Origin of the sequence: Deinococcus frigens DSM 12807 (assembly GCF_000701425.1) — a bacterium.
GTDB lineage: Bacteria > Deinococcota > Deinococci > Deinococcales > Deinococcaceae > Deinococcus > Deinococcus frigens.
Window position 1 is genome coordinate 21,964 of the sequence record NZ_JNIW01000035.1, and the last position, 17,099, is coordinate 39,062.

General features: G+C 64.3%; 17 protein-coding genes and 1 pseudogene. 11 read left to right on the forward strand and 7 right to left on the reverse strand.

What is annotated here, in order from left to right; all coding sequences use genetic code 11:
• Positions 1–10: 10 nt before the first annotated feature.
• Complete coding sequence (locus Q322_RS24045) at positions 11–172, forward strand: hypothetical protein (RefSeq protein WP_169739084.1); 162 nt, start codon at positions 11–13, stop codon at positions 170–172.
• A 60-nt stretch (positions 173–232) separates the two neighbouring features.
• Here the strand turns inward: Q322_RS24045 and Q322_RS0112605 are convergent, their stop codons facing one another.
• Positions 233–1,996 carry an SLC13 family permease gene (locus Q322_RS0112605; RefSeq protein WP_029478267.1) on the reverse strand — a complete coding sequence of 588 codons (1,764 nt, stop codon included), beginning with the start codon at positions 1,994–1,996 and terminating at the stop codon, positions 233–235.
• A 298-nt stretch (positions 1,997–2,294) separates the two neighbouring features.
• Here Q322_RS0112605 and Q322_RS0112610 point away from each other — a divergent pair, with 298 nt between their 5' ends.
• The 4 genes from Q322_RS0112610 to Q322_RS0112625 all read left to right on the forward strand — a co-directional run bounded on the left by Q322_RS0112610 (position 2,295) and on the right by Q322_RS0112625 (position 5,999).
• A complete protein-coding gene (locus Q322_RS0112610) occupies positions 2,295–2,873 on the forward strand; it encodes a 3-isopropylmalate dehydratase small subunit (RefSeq protein WP_029478268.1) in 579 nt (192 codons plus the stop codon).
• Positions 2,866–3,918, forward strand: a complete 1,053-nt coding sequence (gene leuB, locus Q322_RS0112615) for a 3-isopropylmalate dehydrogenase (protein WP_029478269.1) — start codon at positions 2,866–2,868, stop codon at positions 3,916–3,918. Before Q322_RS0112610 ends, leuB begins: the two co-directional genes overlap by 8 nt.
• 91 nt (positions 3,919–4,009) lie before the next feature.
• On the forward strand, positions 4,010–4,762 hold the full coding sequence (locus Q322_RS0112620) for a fumarylacetoacetate hydrolase family protein (protein WP_029478270.1): 753 nt from the start codon (positions 4,010–4,012) through the stop codon (positions 4,760–4,762).
• 52 nt (positions 4,763–4,814) lie between these two features.
• Positions 4,815–5,999, forward strand: coding sequence for a trans-sulfuration enzyme family protein (locus Q322_RS0112625; RefSeq protein ID WP_029478271.1), 1,185 nt, complete (start codon positions 4,815–4,817; stop codon positions 5,997–5,999).
• 30 nt (positions 6,000–6,029) lie between these two features.
• Here Q322_RS0112625 and Q322_RS0112630 read toward each other — a convergent pair whose 3' ends face one another.
• The 4 genes from Q322_RS0112630 to mnmC2 all read right to left on the reverse strand — a co-directional run bounded on the left by Q322_RS0112630 (position 6,030) and on the right by mnmC2 (position 9,624).
• Positions 6,030–6,779: a hypothetical protein gene (locus tag Q322_RS0112630; RefSeq protein WP_156953034.1), complete on the reverse strand. Its 750-nt coding sequence runs from the start codon at positions 6,777–6,779 to the stop codon at positions 6,030–6,032.
• A gap of 83 nt (positions 6,780–6,862) precedes the next feature.
• Complete coding sequence (locus Q322_RS0112635; RefSeq protein WP_029478273.1) at positions 6,863–7,861, reverse strand: isocitrate/isopropylmalate dehydrogenase family protein; 999 nt, start codon at positions 7,859–7,861, stop codon at positions 6,863–6,865.
• 84 nt (positions 7,862–7,945) lie between these two features.
• Positions 7,946–8,935 (reverse strand): FAD-dependent oxidoreductase, encoded by a 990-nt coding sequence (locus Q322_RS0112640; RefSeq protein ID WP_034418533.1) that lies wholly within the window; start codon positions 8,933–8,935, stop codon positions 7,946–7,948.
• Positions 8,932–9,624, reverse strand: coding sequence for a tRNA (5-methylaminomethyl-2-thiouridine)(34)-methyltransferase MnmC2 (gene mnmC2, locus Q322_RS0112645; protein ID WP_029478275.1), 693 nt, complete (start codon positions 9,622–9,624; stop codon positions 8,932–8,934). The genes Q322_RS0112640 and mnmC2 overlap by 4 nt, the downstream gene beginning before the upstream one ends.
• A gap of 363 nt (positions 9,625–9,987) precedes the next feature.
• Between mnmC2 and Q322_RS0112650 the strand changes: the two genes are divergently transcribed.
• Complete coding sequence (locus Q322_RS0112650) at positions 9,988–12,219, forward strand: hypothetical protein (protein ID WP_156953035.1); 2,232 nt, start codon at positions 9,988–9,990, stop codon at positions 12,217–12,219.
• Between the two features lie 112 nt (positions 12,220–12,331).
• On the opposite strand, the gene Q322_RS24140 is transcribed toward Q322_RS0112650, so the two are convergent.
• Positions 12,332–12,658, reverse strand: coding sequence for a hypothetical protein (locus tag Q322_RS24140; RefSeq protein WP_034418535.1), 327 nt, complete (start codon positions 12,656–12,658; stop codon positions 12,332–12,334).
• Between the two features lie 269 nt (positions 12,659–12,927).
• Here Q322_RS24140 and sdhC point away from each other — a divergent pair, with 269 nt between their 5' ends.
• The 4 genes from sdhC to Q322_RS0112675 are packed head-to-tail and all read left to right on the forward strand — an operon-like array spanning position 12,928 to position 16,265.
• Positions 12,928–13,284 carry a succinate dehydrogenase, cytochrome b556 subunit gene (gene sdhC / locus Q322_RS0112660; RefSeq protein ID WP_029478277.1) on the forward strand — a complete coding sequence of 119 codons (357 nt, stop codon included), beginning with the start codon at positions 12,928–12,930 and terminating at the stop codon, positions 13,282–13,284.
• Positions 13,285–13,662 carry a succinate dehydrogenase hydrophobic membrane anchor subunit gene (locus Q322_RS0112665; protein ID WP_029478278.1) on the forward strand — a complete coding sequence of 126 codons (378 nt, stop codon included), beginning with the start codon at positions 13,285–13,287 and terminating at the stop codon, positions 13,660–13,662.
• Positions 13,663–13,687: 25 nt separating this feature from the next.
• A complete protein-coding gene (gene sdhA, locus Q322_RS0112670; RefSeq protein WP_029478279.1) occupies positions 13,688–15,439 on the forward strand; it encodes a succinate dehydrogenase flavoprotein subunit in 1,752 nt (583 codons plus the stop codon).
• A gap of 55 nt (positions 15,440–15,494) precedes the next feature.
• On the forward strand, positions 15,495–16,265 hold the full coding sequence (locus Q322_RS0112675) for a succinate dehydrogenase iron-sulfur subunit (RefSeq protein ID WP_029478280.1): 771 nt from the start codon (positions 15,495–15,497) through the stop codon (positions 16,263–16,265).
• Positions 16,266–16,322: 57 nt separating this feature from the next.
• Here Q322_RS0112675 and Q322_RS23390 read toward each other — a convergent pair whose 3' ends face one another.
• Positions 16,323–16,664, reverse strand: a complete 342-nt coding sequence (locus Q322_RS23390; RefSeq protein ID WP_156953036.1) for a hypothetical protein — start codon at positions 16,662–16,664, stop codon at positions 16,323–16,325.
• 212 nt (positions 16,665–16,876) lie between these two features.
• Between Q322_RS23390 and Q322_RS24145 the strand changes: the two are divergent.
• A pseudogene (locus Q322_RS24145) lies at positions 16,877–17,099 on the forward strand (IS4 family transposase); the annotation flags it as partial.

Sequence of the window (17,099 nt, forward strand, 5' to 3'; positions counted from 1 at the left end):
TGCTTCATACATGGTTTCAGACCGCACCCACGAACATTCGCAAGTGCTGATCACCTGGACGCTGATCGTGATCGGCATCGGCGCGGTCATCGGCATCGGCACCGCCGCCGCCCTGATGGCGCGCAAGGACAGGCCGCTGCTGGACGATCCCGACGCGCCGCTGTTCATCTAGGGGCGCAGGCCGCTCTCCTCACCCTCTTCCCAGCGGAGAGGGTTTTTTCGCTGCCTGCCTCTAGAACGGCCACACGCGTGGGATGATCAGTAGCGCCACCACGAAGGTCACCAGCGTCAGGCCGGAGCCGACGCGCACGAAGTCCATGAAGGTGTAGCGTCCGGGGCCGTAGACCAGCATGCACGACGGCTCCAGCGGCGTGATGAACGAGTTGCTGGCCGCAACCGTGATGCCGATAATGAAGGGTCGCGGATCATAGCCCAGCGCCCCTGCGGTGCCAATCGCCAGCGGCAGCATCACCAGGGCCGCCGCCTGGTTGCTCATCGGCTGAGTCAGCGCCACCGTGACCACGAACAGCGCGGCCAGCAGCCCATACGGCCCCAGCGGCTCCAGCACGCCCGACAGCGCCCCGGTCAGCACGCCCGCCGCCCCGGTGGACTCGAAGGCCGTGCCGAAGGCCAGCATGGAGGCGATTAGCACCAGAATCGGCCATTCCACCGCGCCGTAAGCCTCCTCCGGCGAGATCAGGCGGAAGATCAGGCTCAGGGCAACGGCCACCAGCACGGCCACGGCCAGCGGGACGATGCCAAACGCGCCCAGGCCCACCGCACCCACGAACAGGGCCACCGCCAGCGGCGCGCGGCGCGGGTCACGCACGCGCTCGGTCAGGTCACCCATCACCGCCAGATAATCCCCAAGCGAGTCGATGCGGGCAGCGTTGCCCTGGATCAGCAGCATGTCGCCCACCGCCAGCCGCACGCCGCCCAGCCGCTCGAAATGCTGCGCGCGGCGGTGCAGTGCCAGCACCGAGACGCCGTAGCGCTCGCGGAAGCGGCCCTCTTTGAGCGTGCGCCCCAGCAGCGGTGAACCAGGAAGCACGACGGCCTCGATCAACCGCACATTGCTGTCCTTTCCTGGGCCATTCTCGCCCGGCTCTGCGCGCAGCTTCTGCTCGGACTTGCTAACCACGCCCAGCGTGCTTTTTCCGGCCAGGATGCGTTCAGTCTGACCTTCTACCGCCAGCGTGTCGCCGGACTGCACGACAAAATCCGGCCCCGGCGCGTAAAAGGTCTGGTTACCGCGCCGCACTGCCACCACCGTCAGCCCGTAGTCGCGCCCCAAGCCGCTGTCGCGCAGCGCCTTGTCGGCCAGCGGGCTGCCAGGGGCCACCGTCAGGTCTGCCAGATAGGCGCGCAGCGAGTCTTCCAGCGCGGCCTCGCGCTCTGGCAGCAGGCGGGGAGCCACAAAGAAGAGGTACAGCAGACCCACGACGGCCACCGGCAGGCCCACCCAGGCCAGCTCGAAGAAGCCCAGCGGCCTCTGCCCGGTGGTGGGCAGCGCTCCCGACACCACCAGGTTGGTGCTGGTGCCGATAATGGTGACCGTGCCGCCCAGGATGCTGGCAAAGGCCAGCGGCATCAGCGCGCGCCCCGCGCCGATGCCCGCCCGTTTGGACAGGCCCGCCACCACGGGCAGAAAGACGGCGGTGGTGGCGGTGTTGCTGGTAAAGGCGCTGATGCCTGCCACCGTGCCCAGCAGCCCGCGCAGCATGGCCGGGGCGTTGCGGGCGCGGCGGGCCAGCGATACGCCGATCCATTCGATCACCCCCGCCCGCAGCAGCACCCGCGTCAGGATGAACAGCGAGGCCAGCGTCAGGACCGTGTCGCTGCCGAAGCCCGCGAACGCCTGCTTGGGCGTGACCAGCCCGGTCAGCAGCAGCGCCGAGAGCAGGCCCAGCGCGGTCACGTCCACCGGCAGCCATTCGGTGGCGAACAGCACCAGCGCGGCCACAAACAGGATCAGGATCAGGGTTACGGGGTCCATAGATTCACCTGTTGGCACGCAGGAATGGGGGAGGGGGGCAGCGGCGGGTCTCGCGTCTGCCCAGAGTGTGCGCGGGGCCGGGACTGGACAGATGAGACGGTCTAGAACAGGTCTAGAGATGACTGATGAACCCCGTACTCGGGACCAGCCGGGACGCACCTTTGGTACTCCTCTCGATAACCTGCCCCCGCGCGGTGGCACGGCCTGGGCCGCGCTGATACTGTGGTCTGACCCAGGCTGCCCCGCTTATTTGGCGGCATCCAGTCGCTTGCCGCCCCGCCTCTCCAAAGGAGTCCCCATGCCCACTGTCCACGTCTTTGCCCGCGATCACATCAACACCGACGAGATCATTCCCGCCCGCCACCTGACCACCGATGTGGAGGCCGAGCTGGCAAAATTTGCCATGGAGGACTACGACAAGACCTTTGTGAAGCGCGTCCAGCCCGGCGATATCGTGGTGGCCGGGGCCGACTTCGGCTGTGGCAGCAGCCGCGAACACGCCGTCTGGGCGCTGCGCGGCGCGGGCGTCAGCGCGGTGATCGCGCCTAACTTTGCGCGCATCTACTATCGCAACTCCATCAACAACGGCTTTCTGGCGCTGGAATGTGACGGTATCGTGGAGGCGTTCAATGATGGAGATGACGCCGATCTGGACTTGCAGGCCGGTACCGTGACAAACACCCGTACCGGCCAGGCTTTGACCTTTGTTCCCGTGCCGCAATTCGCGCTGGACGTGCAGAAGGCGGGCGGCTGGCTGGAATACATGAAGGAACACGACGCCGCCGATCTGGAGGCCGAAACGCTGAAGGCAAAAAGCACCGAAGCCGGACACGGCCACCCCGGTGAGCGCCCCGAGGAGGAGAAGACCCATGCCTAAGATCGTCACGTTGCCCGGCGACGGCATCGGCCCCGAAGTCACCGCCGCCGCCGTGGAAGTGCTGCGCGAGGTGGCCCCGGACCTGACGTTCGAGGAACATGCCATCGGAGGAATGGCCTACGAGGCGCACGGCGATCCCTTCCCGCAGCGAACCCGTGACGCGCTGGCCGACGCAGACGCCGTGCTGCTGGGAACCGTGGGCGGCGCGCAGAACAGCCCCTGGAACAGCCTGCCGCGTCCCATGCGCCCTGAGAGTGGCCTGCTCGCTCTCCGCAAGGCGCTGGGCTGCTACGCCAATATGCGCCCGGTGCGCGTGCAGCCTGGCCTGGAACACCTGTCGCCCCTGAAGCCCGAACTGGCGCGCGGCGTGGATATCCTGATCGTGCGTGAATTGCTGGGCGGCGTGTACTTTGACCAGGACCGCTCCCTGGACGGCGGCACCGCCTACAACACCATGCGTTACACCACCCTGGAGGTGGAGCGCGTGGCGAGGATGGCGTTCTGGGCCGCCGAGCAGCGCAAGGGCCGCGTGACCAGTGTGGACAAGGCCAACGTGCTGGAGGTCAGCGAGCTGTGGCGGCGCGACGTGCAGGCGCTGCGGGACCGCAGTTACCGCAGCATCCATCTGAACCACGAATACGTGGACAGCGTCGCCATGCTGATCGTCTCCGATCCCAGCCGCTACGACGTGATCGTCACGGAAAACCTGTTCGGCGACATCCTGTCTGATCTGGCCGCCGTGATCCCCGGCAGCCTGGGCCTGATGCCCAGCGCGTCCCTGGGCGACGGCGCGGGCCTGTTCGAGCCGATCCACGGCAGCGCCCCGGACATCGCCGGAAAGGGCATCGCCAACCCCGCCGCCGCGATTATGAGCGCAGCCATGCTGCTCCGGCACGGCCTGAAACGCAGCGACGCCGCCAACCAGATCGAGCGCGCCGTGGCGCTGGCCCTGCGCGAGGAACCCACCCGCGATCTGGGCGGCAGGGCCGATACGAAGTCCTTCACGAATGCCGTGCTGGAGGCGATGGGTACGCCCGTCGGTTGATCGAAGGTGGGTGGGTGGGGCGAGGCGCGCAATGGCCTCGCCTCTTTCTGTCTTCCACGGCACAGCGCCGCCCACACGCTATCCTGCCCGCATGCGACTGGTCAGAATGCAGCATAGCGGTGGGGCCTCCTGGGGAGAAGTGGACGGCGAGACGGTGCAGTTCACCGACGGCATGGGCGGGCCGCGCACAGGAGAGACGGCTCCGCTGGACATGGCGGCCCTGCTGCCCCCTGCCGAGCCGTCCAAGATCGTCTGCGTGGGCCGCAATTACCTGGACCACATCCGCGAGCTGGGCAACGACAAGGGAGACTTGCCCACAGAACCCGGCATCTTTTTAAAAGGCCCCAACACCCTGGCCGAGCCGGGCGGCACGGTGGACGCACCCGACTGGAGCAACAACTTCCACTTTGAAGGCGAGCTGGCGCTGGTGATCGGCACGCGGGCGCAGGGTCTGACGCCGGAGAACGCGCTGGCCGCCGTCGCCGGGTACACCTGCGGGCTGGACTTGACGGCGCGGGACCGCCAGAAGACGGACCTGCAATGGTTCCGGGCCAAGGCGGCGGACCGCTTCTGCCCGTTGGGACCGTGGCTGGAAACCGAACTGGACCCGGCGGACCGGCGCGTGCAGACCCGCGTGAATGGCGAGTCCAAACAGGACAGCCGCACCAGCCTGATGATCTTTGATGTGCCCACGGTCCTGGCCTACGTGACCCGCTTCGTGACCCTGGAACCGGGCGACGTGGTGCTGACCGGCACGCCCTCGGGTGTCGGCCCCCTGAAGTCGGGCGACACGGTAGAGGTGGAGGTGGAGGGCATCGGGGTGCTGGTCACGCAGATCGGCTGAGGCGCGGCCCTGATCCTGGGTATCCGCGCAGCCCAGGCGCTAGCCTGTGCGCGTGACTCCCGCCGACAAGCACGACTATGACCTGACCACCCTGGCGGCCCGTGCGGGCGAGGAGGCCCGGCCCAACGCTTCGGTGCCGCTCGCTCAGCCGATCTACCAGTCCACCGTCTACGCCTTTCCCGATCTGGACGCGCTGGACGGGGCTATGAGCGGCGCGGAACCTGCCGCCTTCTACTACCGCAACGGCACCCCCAACGGCGCGAGTCTGGAACGTGCCCTGGCCGTGCTGGAGGGCACCGAGGCCGCGCTGGTGGCCGCCAGCGGCATGGCCGCGATCAGTGCGGCGCTGCTGGGCGTCCTGAAAACCGGCGATCACGTTATCACCGACGCCCGCGTGTATGGCGTGACGTACGCCCTGCTGGCCGAGGAATTTCCGCGCCTGGGTATCGAGGTTTCCTTCGTGGATGCCTGCGACTTGAATGAGGTGGAGGAGGCGTTTCGTCCGAACACGAAAGTCGTCCACGTCGAGAGCCTGACCAACCCGCTCCTGACCGTGCCGGACGTGCCTGCGCTGGCCAAACTGGCGCACGATCACGGCGCGCTGCTGAGCGTGGACAACACCTTCGCCAGCCCCGCCGTGTTTCGCCCGGCTCTGCACGGCGCGGACCTGATCACCCACAGCGTCAGCAAGTATCTCAGCGGACACAGCACCGCGTTCGGCGGCGTGCTGTGCGCCAGTGCGGAGCTGGTGGCCCCCGCCCGCACCCGCCTGCTGCGGCTGGGCGGCACCATGTCGGCCTTCGACGCCTGGATGACCATGCAGGGTCTCAAGACGCTGGGACTGCGGATGCGGGCACACAGCGGCAACGCGCAGGCGGTGGCCGACGTGCTGGTCAACCACCCGCGCGTGAAGGCGGTCTACCACCCTGGCCTGTCCGATCACCCGCAATTCCATCTGGCGCAGGACCTGTATCTCAACGGCTTCGGCGGCATGCTGGCCGCCGATATCGAGGATGCCCCCGCCTTTGTTAAAGCGCTGGCGGGCCGCATTCCGCTGGCCCCCAGTCTGGCCGACGTGATCACCACCCTGTCGTGGCCGTGGGGAACGTCGCACCGTGCGCTGCCCGAGGCCGAGAGACAGCGCCTGGGCATCACGCCGGGGCTGCTGCGGATCAGCGTGGGCATCGAGGACATCGGCGACTTGCTGGGAGATTTCGAGGGGGCGCTGGAAGGCTGAACCCAGGCCAGAGAACTTGGGCCATGAAAATCAGGGCAGCGGCAGCCGGGTGGGAAGTGGGGCTAAAAAGTCGGGTCCCAGCGGTTTTATTCCTGCTCTCATGGGCTGGAGAGATGTGGGCCTGCACCCCTTTGCGCCCGATTCATCTGCCTTGAAGGCAGGCGTTCCTCCCGGCAAGACCCAGATTTTGTAGTGCCGCATGGCCCCCTTCTTGCTCGATGAGTCCGGTTCACAGCGGTCATTTACGGTCAGAAAGCGGTACGGCGTCGTGGGCAGCCCTCCGGGAGCCACCCGCCGGAAGTCCCAGACGGTCAGCCACGCCTCGCCGCTGCCCGCGTCCGCGAAGTTTTCCAGCATAGCCAGTTCGCGCAGGCCGTCGCGGTTCACGTCCAGCACGCTGTAGACCTCGCTGATCGCGCTGCCCCTAAAAGTCAGATGCAGCGCGGGCTGCCCGGCCCGCATGATGAGCAGGCCCAGCGTGTTGCCCATGAACAGTTCGCAGGCCCGGTAGACCAGCGCCGTTTCCTGCGTGCCAGCCCTCAGAAATGGCCCCGGCGCACGCCCGATCAGCTCTGGGCCGGAAGGTAAGGTTTCGCCAGGGCAGGCCCCCAGCACCGCCGCCGCCCGCCCGATCAACACGCGTTCCTGGGCCGTGGCCTGGGGTGGCGTGACCGTCAGCGCCTCGCTGTACAGGACGCGCCAGGTCACCTGTGCCTGTGCGCCGCCGCCCAGCAGAAGATAGGAGGCTAGACCCACCGCCGCTCTGTTTGGAAGTTTCATGGTCCAGCGTAACAGCCTAGGGCCGCGTGACGAAGAGAGGCCAGCGGCGCGTGGTCCTGACCTTCCGGTGTGCTCTGAGCGGGCTACAGCGCCGCGATCACCGCGTCCGTGAATTCGTTCGTTCCCGCCGTGCCGTCCAGATCGCGGGTGCGTGGGCCTTCGGTCAGCACCTTGTTCACGGCGTTGTCGATGCGCCGCGCCGTGTCGTGATCGCCCAGCTCATCGAGCATCAGCACGGCGGCCAGCATGGTGGCGGTGGGGTTGCTGACGCCCTGTCCGGCGATGTCGGGGGCGCTGCCGTGGACCGACTCGAAGATACCGAACTTGTCGCCCACGTTGCCGCTGGCCGCGATGCCCAGTCCGCCCACCAGTCCGGCGGCCAGATCGCTCAGGATGTCGCCGAACATGTTGGTCATCACCAGCACGTCGAACTGGCGCGGATTACGGACCAGTTGCATGGCGGCGTTGTCCACGATCATGGTGCTGGTGTTCAGGCCCTCCACCGTCTTGGTGTGGTCCAGAATGGTGTTCAGGAACAGGCCCTGCGTGACGGGCAGCACATTCGCCTTGTGCACCACGGTCAGCCGCTTGTCGCGTTTCATGGCCAGAGCGGCGGCGTACTTGCCGATGCGCAGGCTGGCCTCGCCGGTGATCACGGTGTCGGCAATGGCGGTGTCGCCGTAGCGCCGCTCCTGCTCCACGTACAGGCCCTGGGTGTTCTCGCGCACGATGACCAGATCCACGTTCTCGTATGCGCCGGGGACCGGGCGGGTCTTGGTGGGCCGCACGTTGGCGTACAGGCCGTACTTCTGGCGCAGGTGGCGGATCGCGCCGGAAAAGCCGGGGGGTTTCTCGCCGCTGGGGCTGGTGGCCGCGCCGAACAGGGTAGCGTCGGTGTGTTCCACCGCTTCGTAGGTGGCCTGCGGGACGCTGGTGCCGTGGTCCAGGTAGTACTCGTATCCGGCCTCGGCGTCCACGTACTCGGCATCGAAGCCTGCGGCGTCCAGCACGCGGCGGGTGGCGGGGATGACTTCGTGGCCGATGCCATCGCCCTCGATAGAACAGATGCGGTATTTCGCCATAATTTGCAGTCTAGTTCAGTGGCTGGTCTGCGGAGGCGTTACCGGGCGTGTGACGGAGTGGGCAGCCGCCTGACCCGGCAGCGCCTACGGTCCGTCTTCGACAACCGCCTGCGCCAGTTCCCGCGCCAGCAGCGGCCCCAGCAAGAAGCCCTTGCTGCTCAGGCCCGACAGGTGCCACACGCCGTATTCGTCCTGCCCGGTCCGCAACCCGGACAGGCGCGAACCCGTCCAGCGCCCGGTGACGTTCACGCCGCTCAGGTCTGCCAGCGCCTCGCCCTTGCCCAGCAACCAGCTGTGCGAGGCCAGCGGCAGCGCCGGTTCCTGCCACCCCTGCGCCGGGGTTTCATACGTTGCTCCCAGCACGCCGCCGCCCGCCGAGGGAGCCAGATATGCGCCGAAACTGAGCGGCACAGCGGTGGCCGCCTGGTCCAGCGTCAGCAGTGTGCCCATGCGGTGGGTGCGGTGCTCGCCCGCCCAGCTTGAGCCGATGGAGCCGCCGCAATGGATGACGGCCTGGCAGGTGGGGAAGAGGGAAATGGAGCCGTCTGCGTCCCGCACCTCTACCGAGCGCGCCGTCCATGCTGAGGCCCGCCCCCGGATCATCCGCGCTCCCGAAGCCTCCAGCAAAGCCTGCGTGAGGGCCGCGCCGTCCACCCAGCCGCCTTCCGGCAGCCACAGGGCATGTGCCCAGCCGGGGGACAGCGGCACGGGAAGCTCATCCCTGGTCAGCCAGCGGTGGGCCAGTCCAGGCGCAAGATTGCGCTCGAAGCGGGTGCGGGCCTTGTCGTCTGGAACAGGCCGCAGCATGCCCGTCTGACCGTGTGGGAGGTGGTGGCCTGCCGCCTTCAGTTCGCGCAGCAATTCCCAGGTCAGCGCCATGCCTTCCAGCGCCCGCGCGTCTACACCGCCCGACTGTCCGCGCACCGGGTTGATGAGGGCGGACGGCACCGAACTGGAGGCGTGAATGCCCGCGTCGATCACCGTGACCTGCGCGCCCAGTCTGGACAGGAAGTAGGCGACGCTTGCGCCCGCGACGCCTGCGCCGATGACGAGGGCGGTCTGTGGGCGGCTCAAGGCGAGAGGCTCCGCCCGTCCCGCACTGCCCGCAGGCATTCCCGCTTGCCCGGCGCTCCCAGTCTGCGTTCCACCGTCAATCCCGCCGCTGCCAGGGCACGGCGCACATGCCCGGCAGCGCTGTAGGTGGCCAGCACACCGCCCGGAGCGAGGGTTCCGGACAGCCTGGCCACAAATTCTGGCGTCCAGACCTCCGGGTTGCGGGTGGGCGAGAAGCCGTCCAGATACAGCGCGGTGGCCCAGTGCTGCGGCAAATCGGCAGTGAGGACATCGGTGAAATGGACGGTCAGGCGCACGTTTTCAGCCTCGATGTGCAGGGGCGCGTGCGGCCAGCGGTTCAGGAGCTGTCGCCACGCCGGATGCTCTGCGCCCACCTGACCCTCCGAGACCTCGCGCAGCCAGTTTGCCGGGGCGGGGTCAAACTCGTAGGCGACGTAGTCCAGCCGCACATTCCGCGCCGCCGCGTCCGTCAGCGTGGCGCGGAAGTTGACACCCAGGCCAAAGCCGATTTCCAGCACGCGGGGTGCTGGGTGCTGGTGGGTCCGCGTTCCCTCCAAAAAGACATGCCGCGCCTGGGTGTGCGCGCCGTGCCGCGACCCATACGCCTCGCCAAAGCGCGGGCTGTGGGCCGTGCGCGAGCCGTCGGGCGTCTCGATGATCTGGGGTGATCGGCAAGGCGGCTGGGACATCGGAAAAGAGAATAGTGCAAGCACACGTGGCGCAGGCCACCAGTTTGGTGGGCGGGTGAACCGAGCAAAAAGAACGATCTCACACATTTGACTGCATACGGCGCATTAGAATTCTGAGATTTTATGAAGAGACTCTTACGCCCTCCCGCGTTTCTCGGCCTGAGCGTCCTCCTCGCTGCCTGTGGCGGCGGCGACGGCGGCACGCCCAACCCTCCACCCCTTTCCAAGTTCGCCCTGACCGTCAGCGTCGCGGGTGTGCCCAGTGCCCCGGTCAAGGTTGTCAACGTGGGCAGCAAGGTCACCCTCTTCGACGGCCCCCTGACCGGCAGCAAGACGTTCGGTGACCTGGCTGCCGGAAGCGTGTTGAGCGTTGAAGGCGGCGTGTTGAACGGCTTTTTAAAGCCTGCCGCCCAGACCGTCACGCTGGACAGCGATAAGAGCGTCACGTTGGAGTACAAGGCGTCCACTCCGGCTGGGACCCTGGTCAGTGACACTGCTGTTTCAGGCCGAGTGGTGGGAACCGATTTACAGATTGACAGTGCCAATCCGGCGTATTTTCGTGATCCCTTTAGTGGCATATTCAAGCTCAAAGACAATGTTTTGAACATCGATCTGTCGGATTTCGTACCTGATCCCAGAAGCCTCTACCAGGAATTCCGCAACTCCAATTGCACCGGAAACGTCAGCAATCCCCTGGCCCTGAGCCGATCCAACTATGGATTCCTGGCGTTCAGCGCGCAGGGCGACATGCTCGGTTATCTGGAGGAGGCGGTCATCAGCGGTCCAGACGCCACACTTCCTGATCCCCTAATTTACCGGACCTATGCCGACCGCGTGTTCAATTTCAAGGGTACGTGTACCTTTCAGGCCGGTGACGGAACAACCTATACGGAAAACTATGACATCAGCTTGGTCAAAGGCTGGAATACCCTGGTCGCTGGGCGTGGCTCGAATAGTGCGACCGTTCGTAACGCCGCGCCCGGCAACCGTGTAGAACTGAGATTTGAGCCTCTTAAACCCAGCGTGTTTGTCTCGCTGGACACGTCCCCACTCGAGTTCAGAACGAACGACACCGTGACAGTGAATGCCCGCCTCATCCAAATTGGCGACTACTCAGGCACCGTCACGCTGTCCACGGACCTGCCGGGCCTGACTGTTGAACCGTCCAGCGTGACGCTCAAGCCTCTGCCCAGAACCTCGGCTCAGGGCGTTTCGGGGCAGAATGTACAGCCGCAGTCCCTGAGCACCAAATTGACTTTCAGGTACGCGGGAGCGCAACGGCAGCTCTACAACCAGTTCGTTCAAGTGCTGGTCAAGACTCCGGCGGGTCAGCAGGTGGGCGACGGCAGCGTCTTCGTGACCATCAATAAACCTGAATTCGGCATCTTCACGAGTCTGCCCACCGAACGCCTCAGCGTCTTTGCCGGCGAGCAGAGCGTGGTTCCCGTCGGGACCACCTCCATGACTGGCTTCACTGATCCGATCACCGTGACGCTCGAAAATGCGCCCGCTGGCATCACCGCAACGCCCACCACCGGCCAGGTGAATACGCAAATCAATCTGCCCCTGACGGTCGCGGCGAATGTCGTCCCTGGCAGTTATGACGTGACCCTGGTGGGAACCTCCGGCTCGCAGGTCCGGCGAACTACGCTTAAACTCCAGGTCCAGCCCAGGCGCGTTGCCCTGGGCCAGGTTGCGGTCACCTTCATGACCCTGGCCCCGAACGGCGATCTGTGGGGCGCGCAGGGAAGCCGGGTGATCCAGATTCGTGGTGAGCAGGTCGTCGGCACACACGAGCTTCCAGCGTCTGCCACGGCCAAGCGTATCCAGACTGGACCCGACGGCAGCATCTGGGTCGCGACGGTCGAGGGTCAACTGTACCGCAAGGGCGCAGACCAGGCGCAAAAATTTAGCAGTGTCACTGCCCGGATTTTCTCGCCTGGCGTCCCGTTTGGCATCGACAGGCAGGGCCGGGCATGGGTGATGGCTTTTGACGGCTTCAACGTGCCCGCGCTGCACCGCATCAATCCATCGACCAATGAAGACACCGTGATCGCCACGGTCAAGCCAGCGAATTCCGCTGTTCCAGTTGCGAATGACAGCGTCGGTGAGAACATCGTGTTTCCGGCGGCGGACGGCACACTGGTCAAGGTCAACACCACGGCGGGAACCAGTGTGGCCAGCGCGGCTGCACTCCTTTCCTCTGAAGAAATGGGCAATCAGGTGAGTGTGCTGTCAATCGCCCAGGACCGGCAGGGAAAGCTGTGGGGAACAGTTGGAGGATACAGGACGATTTCTTTCAGGCAAATTGATCTCCAGAACCTGACCTTCAGCCCGGCGGTGACATTTGGCGAGGTTTCTTTCAGCAGCTATTCACAGGTACAGAGCGTCGTTGAAAACGCCCAGACTGCATGGCTGGCCGAGGGCGGTGCCCTGCATCAGTTCAACCTAGGGGACCGGACGCGGAAGACGGTCTTTCTGGGAAGTGACGACGTCATTAATTTTCTGAGCATTGCGCCGAAGGTTGGGATAGCCTACGGCTTCAAATCCCGGTATGACACGACGGGTCAGCAGTATCTGGTCTATAGCCGGTAGCCCACTGGAGTGAACTCGCTTGAGGACCCGGCCCAACCCCCTCAACTGGGCGAACCGCTTTTCCAGATGTGGAGGAAGCGGTTCGCCCAACATAGACTGGAGCAAGCGGTGCTCAGTCCAGTTCCATATCGATCAGCGGCGGGTTTTCTTTCCCGTCCTTTCCCCCCGCCCGCACGTCGGGAATGGCCACCTTTGTGCTGCGGTCCATCTCCCTGGGCGGCTGCCCGGGCTTGACCCAGCGGGTGCCGGGGCCAGCGGGACCAGCGGCGGGGGACGGGGCCACCGGGTACGCGGCCAGGCGGGCGGCGCGCAGGATCGAGTCCAGCTCCGGCGAGGTCAGCAGCCCCTTGCTCTCCAGGGTGCTCAGCAGGCCCAGCACCAGTTTGCGGGTGAACTCGGCCTCCTGTTCGGGGGTCTTGAAGGGCTTGGCATCAGTCATGGGGTGCAGAGTAGCGCGTGTGGGCGGCTCCCGGAAAGCGCCCCGAACGTGCCGTTGCCCCCTGCCGGGTGACAGGAGCGCCGGACGGTGCCAGGCCAGCCCGGGGCATCAGCGCCACAGGCGGGTGTTATCCTGACGGGGTTGCAAATTACCACGCCGGAACGGTCACGATGGTTACCCACACGGCGAAATACCTGCTTTAAAATACGGCCTGAGAAGAAGTCCAGAGCCGCGTGCGAAGGGTTTGCGGGTGACCTGGGGAGGAACGAATGTACAAGGGAAGAGAGGGGCAATGGGCTTTTTTGCTTCACCGCCTGTCGGGAATCGCGATTCTGGCGTACCTGCTGATCCACGTGTTCAGCATCGGCTCGTTTATCTTTGGTGAGCGGTTCTATATGGCGATCCACGAAACCTACGACTGGCCGATCTTCCGCATCGGGCTGGTGTTCATCACGGCGGGAGTGGTGTATCACGCCTTCAACGGCCTGCGAATTATCGTGATGGACTTTACCGGCGCGGGCGTCGCCTACCAGCGCCAGATGTGGTACGGCGTGATGGCCGTCACCGTGGTCAGCGGCCTGTACGCGGCCTGGACCCTGCTGCCCCGTCTGCTGGGAGGCTATTAAATGATCCGCGCAAGAACGTTCATTGATGCCAAAACGCAGTCCCACAGCAATGCCGAGCTGAACTGGTGGATCTTCATGCGCATCAGCGGCCTGATCCTGGTGTTCCTAGTGCTGGGCCACATATACATGACCTTTATTCAGGTGTCCGAGTCCGACGCCACTTTTACAGCGGTGGTGGGCAAACTGGCCAATCCGGCGTGGAAGTTCTACGACTGGCTGATCCTGGCGCTGGCGCTGATGCACGGCACCAACGGCGCGCGCTACTCCATCGAGGATTACGTCCGCACCCGTCCCAACCGGGCCTGGGTCAAGGGCGTGTTTTACAGCGTGGTGGCACTGGTTTTCGCCTTCGGCACCATCGGCCTGTTCTCGATTTAAAGCTTTAAAAGGACGGAACTGACTTATGCAACATCGTTATGACGTACTGGTGATCGGCGCGGGCGGCGCGGGCCTGATGGCTGCGCTGTACGCCGCCAAGGGCAATGTCTCGGTGGCGTGTATCTCCAAGCTGTACCCCACCCGTTCGCACACCGGCGCGGCGCAGGGCGGCATCGGCGCAGCGCTGGGCAACGTTGCCGAGGACCACTGGGAATGGCACATGTTCGACACCGTCAAGGGCGGCGATTACCTGGCCGATCAGGATGCCGCCGAGGTGTTCTCCAAGGACATCATCGACGCGGTGTACGAGCTGGAGCATATGGGCCTGCCGTTTTCGCGCACCCCTGAGGGCAAGATCGCCCAGCGCAAATTTGGCGGCCACACCCGCGAGTTCGGCAAGGCGGCGGTGGAGCGCAGTTGCTACGCCAAGGACCGCACCGGCCACATGATCCTTCAGACGCTGTACCAGCAGAACGTCAAGGAAGGCACCATGTTCTTCAACGAATTCCACGTCACCGATCTGTTGATCGAGGACGGGCGCTGCCGGGGTGTGGTGGCCTACGAACTGGCGACCGGCGAGACCCACACCTTCCACGCCAAGGCCGTGATTCTGGCGGCGGGCGGATATGGGCGCATCTTCAAGATCACCAGCAACGCCCTGACCCTGACCGGCGATCTGATGAGCATCTATTACCGCAAGGGCCTGCCGCTGGAGGATATGGAGTTCTACCAGTTCCACCCCACTGGCCTCGCCAAGCTGGGAATTCTGGTCACGGAAGGCATTCGCGGCGAGGGCGGCATTCTGCGAAATGTGGACGGCGAGCGCTTCATGGAACGCTACGCGCCCACCATCAAAGACCTCGCGCCGCGTGACATCGTGTCGCGCAGCATCATCAGCGAGATCCGTGAGGGCCGGGGCGTGGGCCGCGACGGCGACGCCGTCAACATCGACCTGACCCACCTGCCGCGCGAGGTGATCGAGGGCAAGCTGGCTGAGATCACCGATCTGGCGCGCACCTACCTGGGCATGGACCCGGTCAAGGACCTGGTGCCGGTGCAGCCCACGGCGCACTACGCGATGGGCGGCATTCCCACGGACCTCAATGGATTGTGCCTGTCTGACGGCAACGGCGGCAGCATTGAGGGGCTGTACGCGGCAGGCGAGCAGGCCTGCGTGTCTCTGCACGGTGCGAACCGCCTGGGAACCAACAGTCTGGGCGATCTGGTGGTCTTTGGCCGCCGCGCGGGCATTTACGCCGCACAGTACGCCCGTCAGGTGGAATTTCCCGATCTGCCCGACGATCCCCAGAGCGGCACCAAGGATCTGTTCGATGGTTTGAAGAACGGCAGCGGCAAGGAAAACCCGGCATTGATCCGCAAGGAAATGCAGGAGTCGATGATGAACAACGTCGGCATCTTCCGCAACGGGCCGGATATGGAAGCGCAGGTGGAGATCATCAGGGAGCTGAAGGCGCGCTATCAGGACGTGAACGTGGGCGACACCAGCCTGCGCTACAACTCCGAGCTGATCGAGGTGATGGAACTGGGCTTCATGCTCGACTGCGCCGAGGCCATGACCGCCAGCGCCCTGAACCGCACCGAGTCGCGTGGGGCGCATGACCGCGCCGATTACCACACCCGTGATGACATTAACTGGCTCAAGCACACCATGGCGTACAAGGATCTGGACAGGCCAGGCAACGTCCAGATCGGCTACAAGGACGTGGCCCTGAAGGGATTTACCCGCGCCTTTGAGCCGAAGGCCCGCGTTTACTAATCCGCGACTGAGAGGATGAGAATCCAGAACGCCTCGCCCTCTCAAAGGAATTCAAATGACCCAGATGCAACACGAAACCAGCACCGCGCCCGCCGCTGCCAAACAGGCCCTGCCGATGCTGCACATCAAGATCAAGATTCTACGCTTCGATCCGGAAAAGGACCGCAAGGCGCATTGGGAAACTTACGCCATTGAGGCCCAGGCCGGGGACCGCGTACTGGACGTGATCAACGAGGTCAAGTGGTACCACGATCACAGCCTGACCTTCCGGCGGTCGTGCATGCACGGCATCTGCGGCTCCGACGCCATGCTGATCAACGGGCGCAACCGCCTGGCCTGCAAGACGCTGGTGCGCGACGTGGCCAAGGACGGCGGCACCATTACCATCGAGCCGATTCGCGGCCTGAAAGTGGAAAAGGACCTGCTGGTGGACATGGAGCCGTTTTTCGACTCCTACAAGGCGATCATGCCTTATTTCATCAACGAGTCCCCTGCCCCCGCCGCCGAGCGCATCCAGTCCGAGGAAGAGGCCGAGCGCATGGCCCACTCCAGCAACTGCATCCTGTGCGCGTGCTGCACCACCAGTTGCCCGATCTTCTGGGTCAACGGCTCTTATCTGGGACCGGCCTCGATTGTGCAGGCCCACCGTTTCATCTTTGACAGCCGCGACGAGGCCACCCAGCAGCGGCTGAACATCATGAACCAGAATACCGGCGTATGGCGCTGCCGCACCGCCTATAACTGTACGGAAGCCTGCCCGCGCGACATCCCGATCACCCAACTGATTGAGGAAGTCAAGCGCGCGGTGATGTACCAGCAGGCATAGGGAAATTTTCAAGGAAGAGGGCTGACTGCTACTTCAGCGGTCGGCCCTTTTTTTGGATCACCACCAGTAGAAGCGCCGAACGTAGTAGTTAAAATAACCTTCGACACAGATCTGATACCAACGTCCACTCGGCGTCGGAAAGGGCAATCCACAGTTCGCAGCTTCTGCCTCCACCAACTGAGCCTGCATCACGCTCGCTTTCTGAATGCCAGGCTGATACTTCGTCTTCCATGTGCTGTCCTGCTGGTTGATCCAGATTAAGACATCAGCGTGTTCGACGCTGGTCTGAATCTGTGGATCGGTCTGCTGTGTAGTGGGAGATGAGGACTGTCCACAGGCGCTCAGGATTAGAAATGTCAGAGCAGGCAGGGTGAATAATACGGATTCCGATTGAATCATTTGCAAAAACGGTAAAATCCGAGCGGAGCGAGTAGGGAAAAATACGGGTTTCGCATATGGATTACCACTCCGGCGCTTTCCCGGATTGGTAAAGAATTAAGCGAAATCCGTATAACTCAATGGTTCGGACACTTTTGGCGAAATCAACACGTGATCTAAAAAACGGGTCTCCAGTAGGGTGAAGTTCTCAAGACCACACCCAAGGAGACCCGATGTCGATCTTACCTGTCCTGCTCACTCTGCTGGCCTTTCCTGCTCACCAACAGCGTTTTCTTCTCCACCTGATGCCCTTGTGGCAGGCCATCCCTGGCCGTCTGAACGCGCTCAATCTCAGCCGCTACAGCGGCTGGAATGAGCGCACTTTCCGCCGCTGGTTTCAAGCGTCATTGCCCTGGATGCTGCTTCACTGGAGTCTGGTGCAGTTGCTCATTTGTC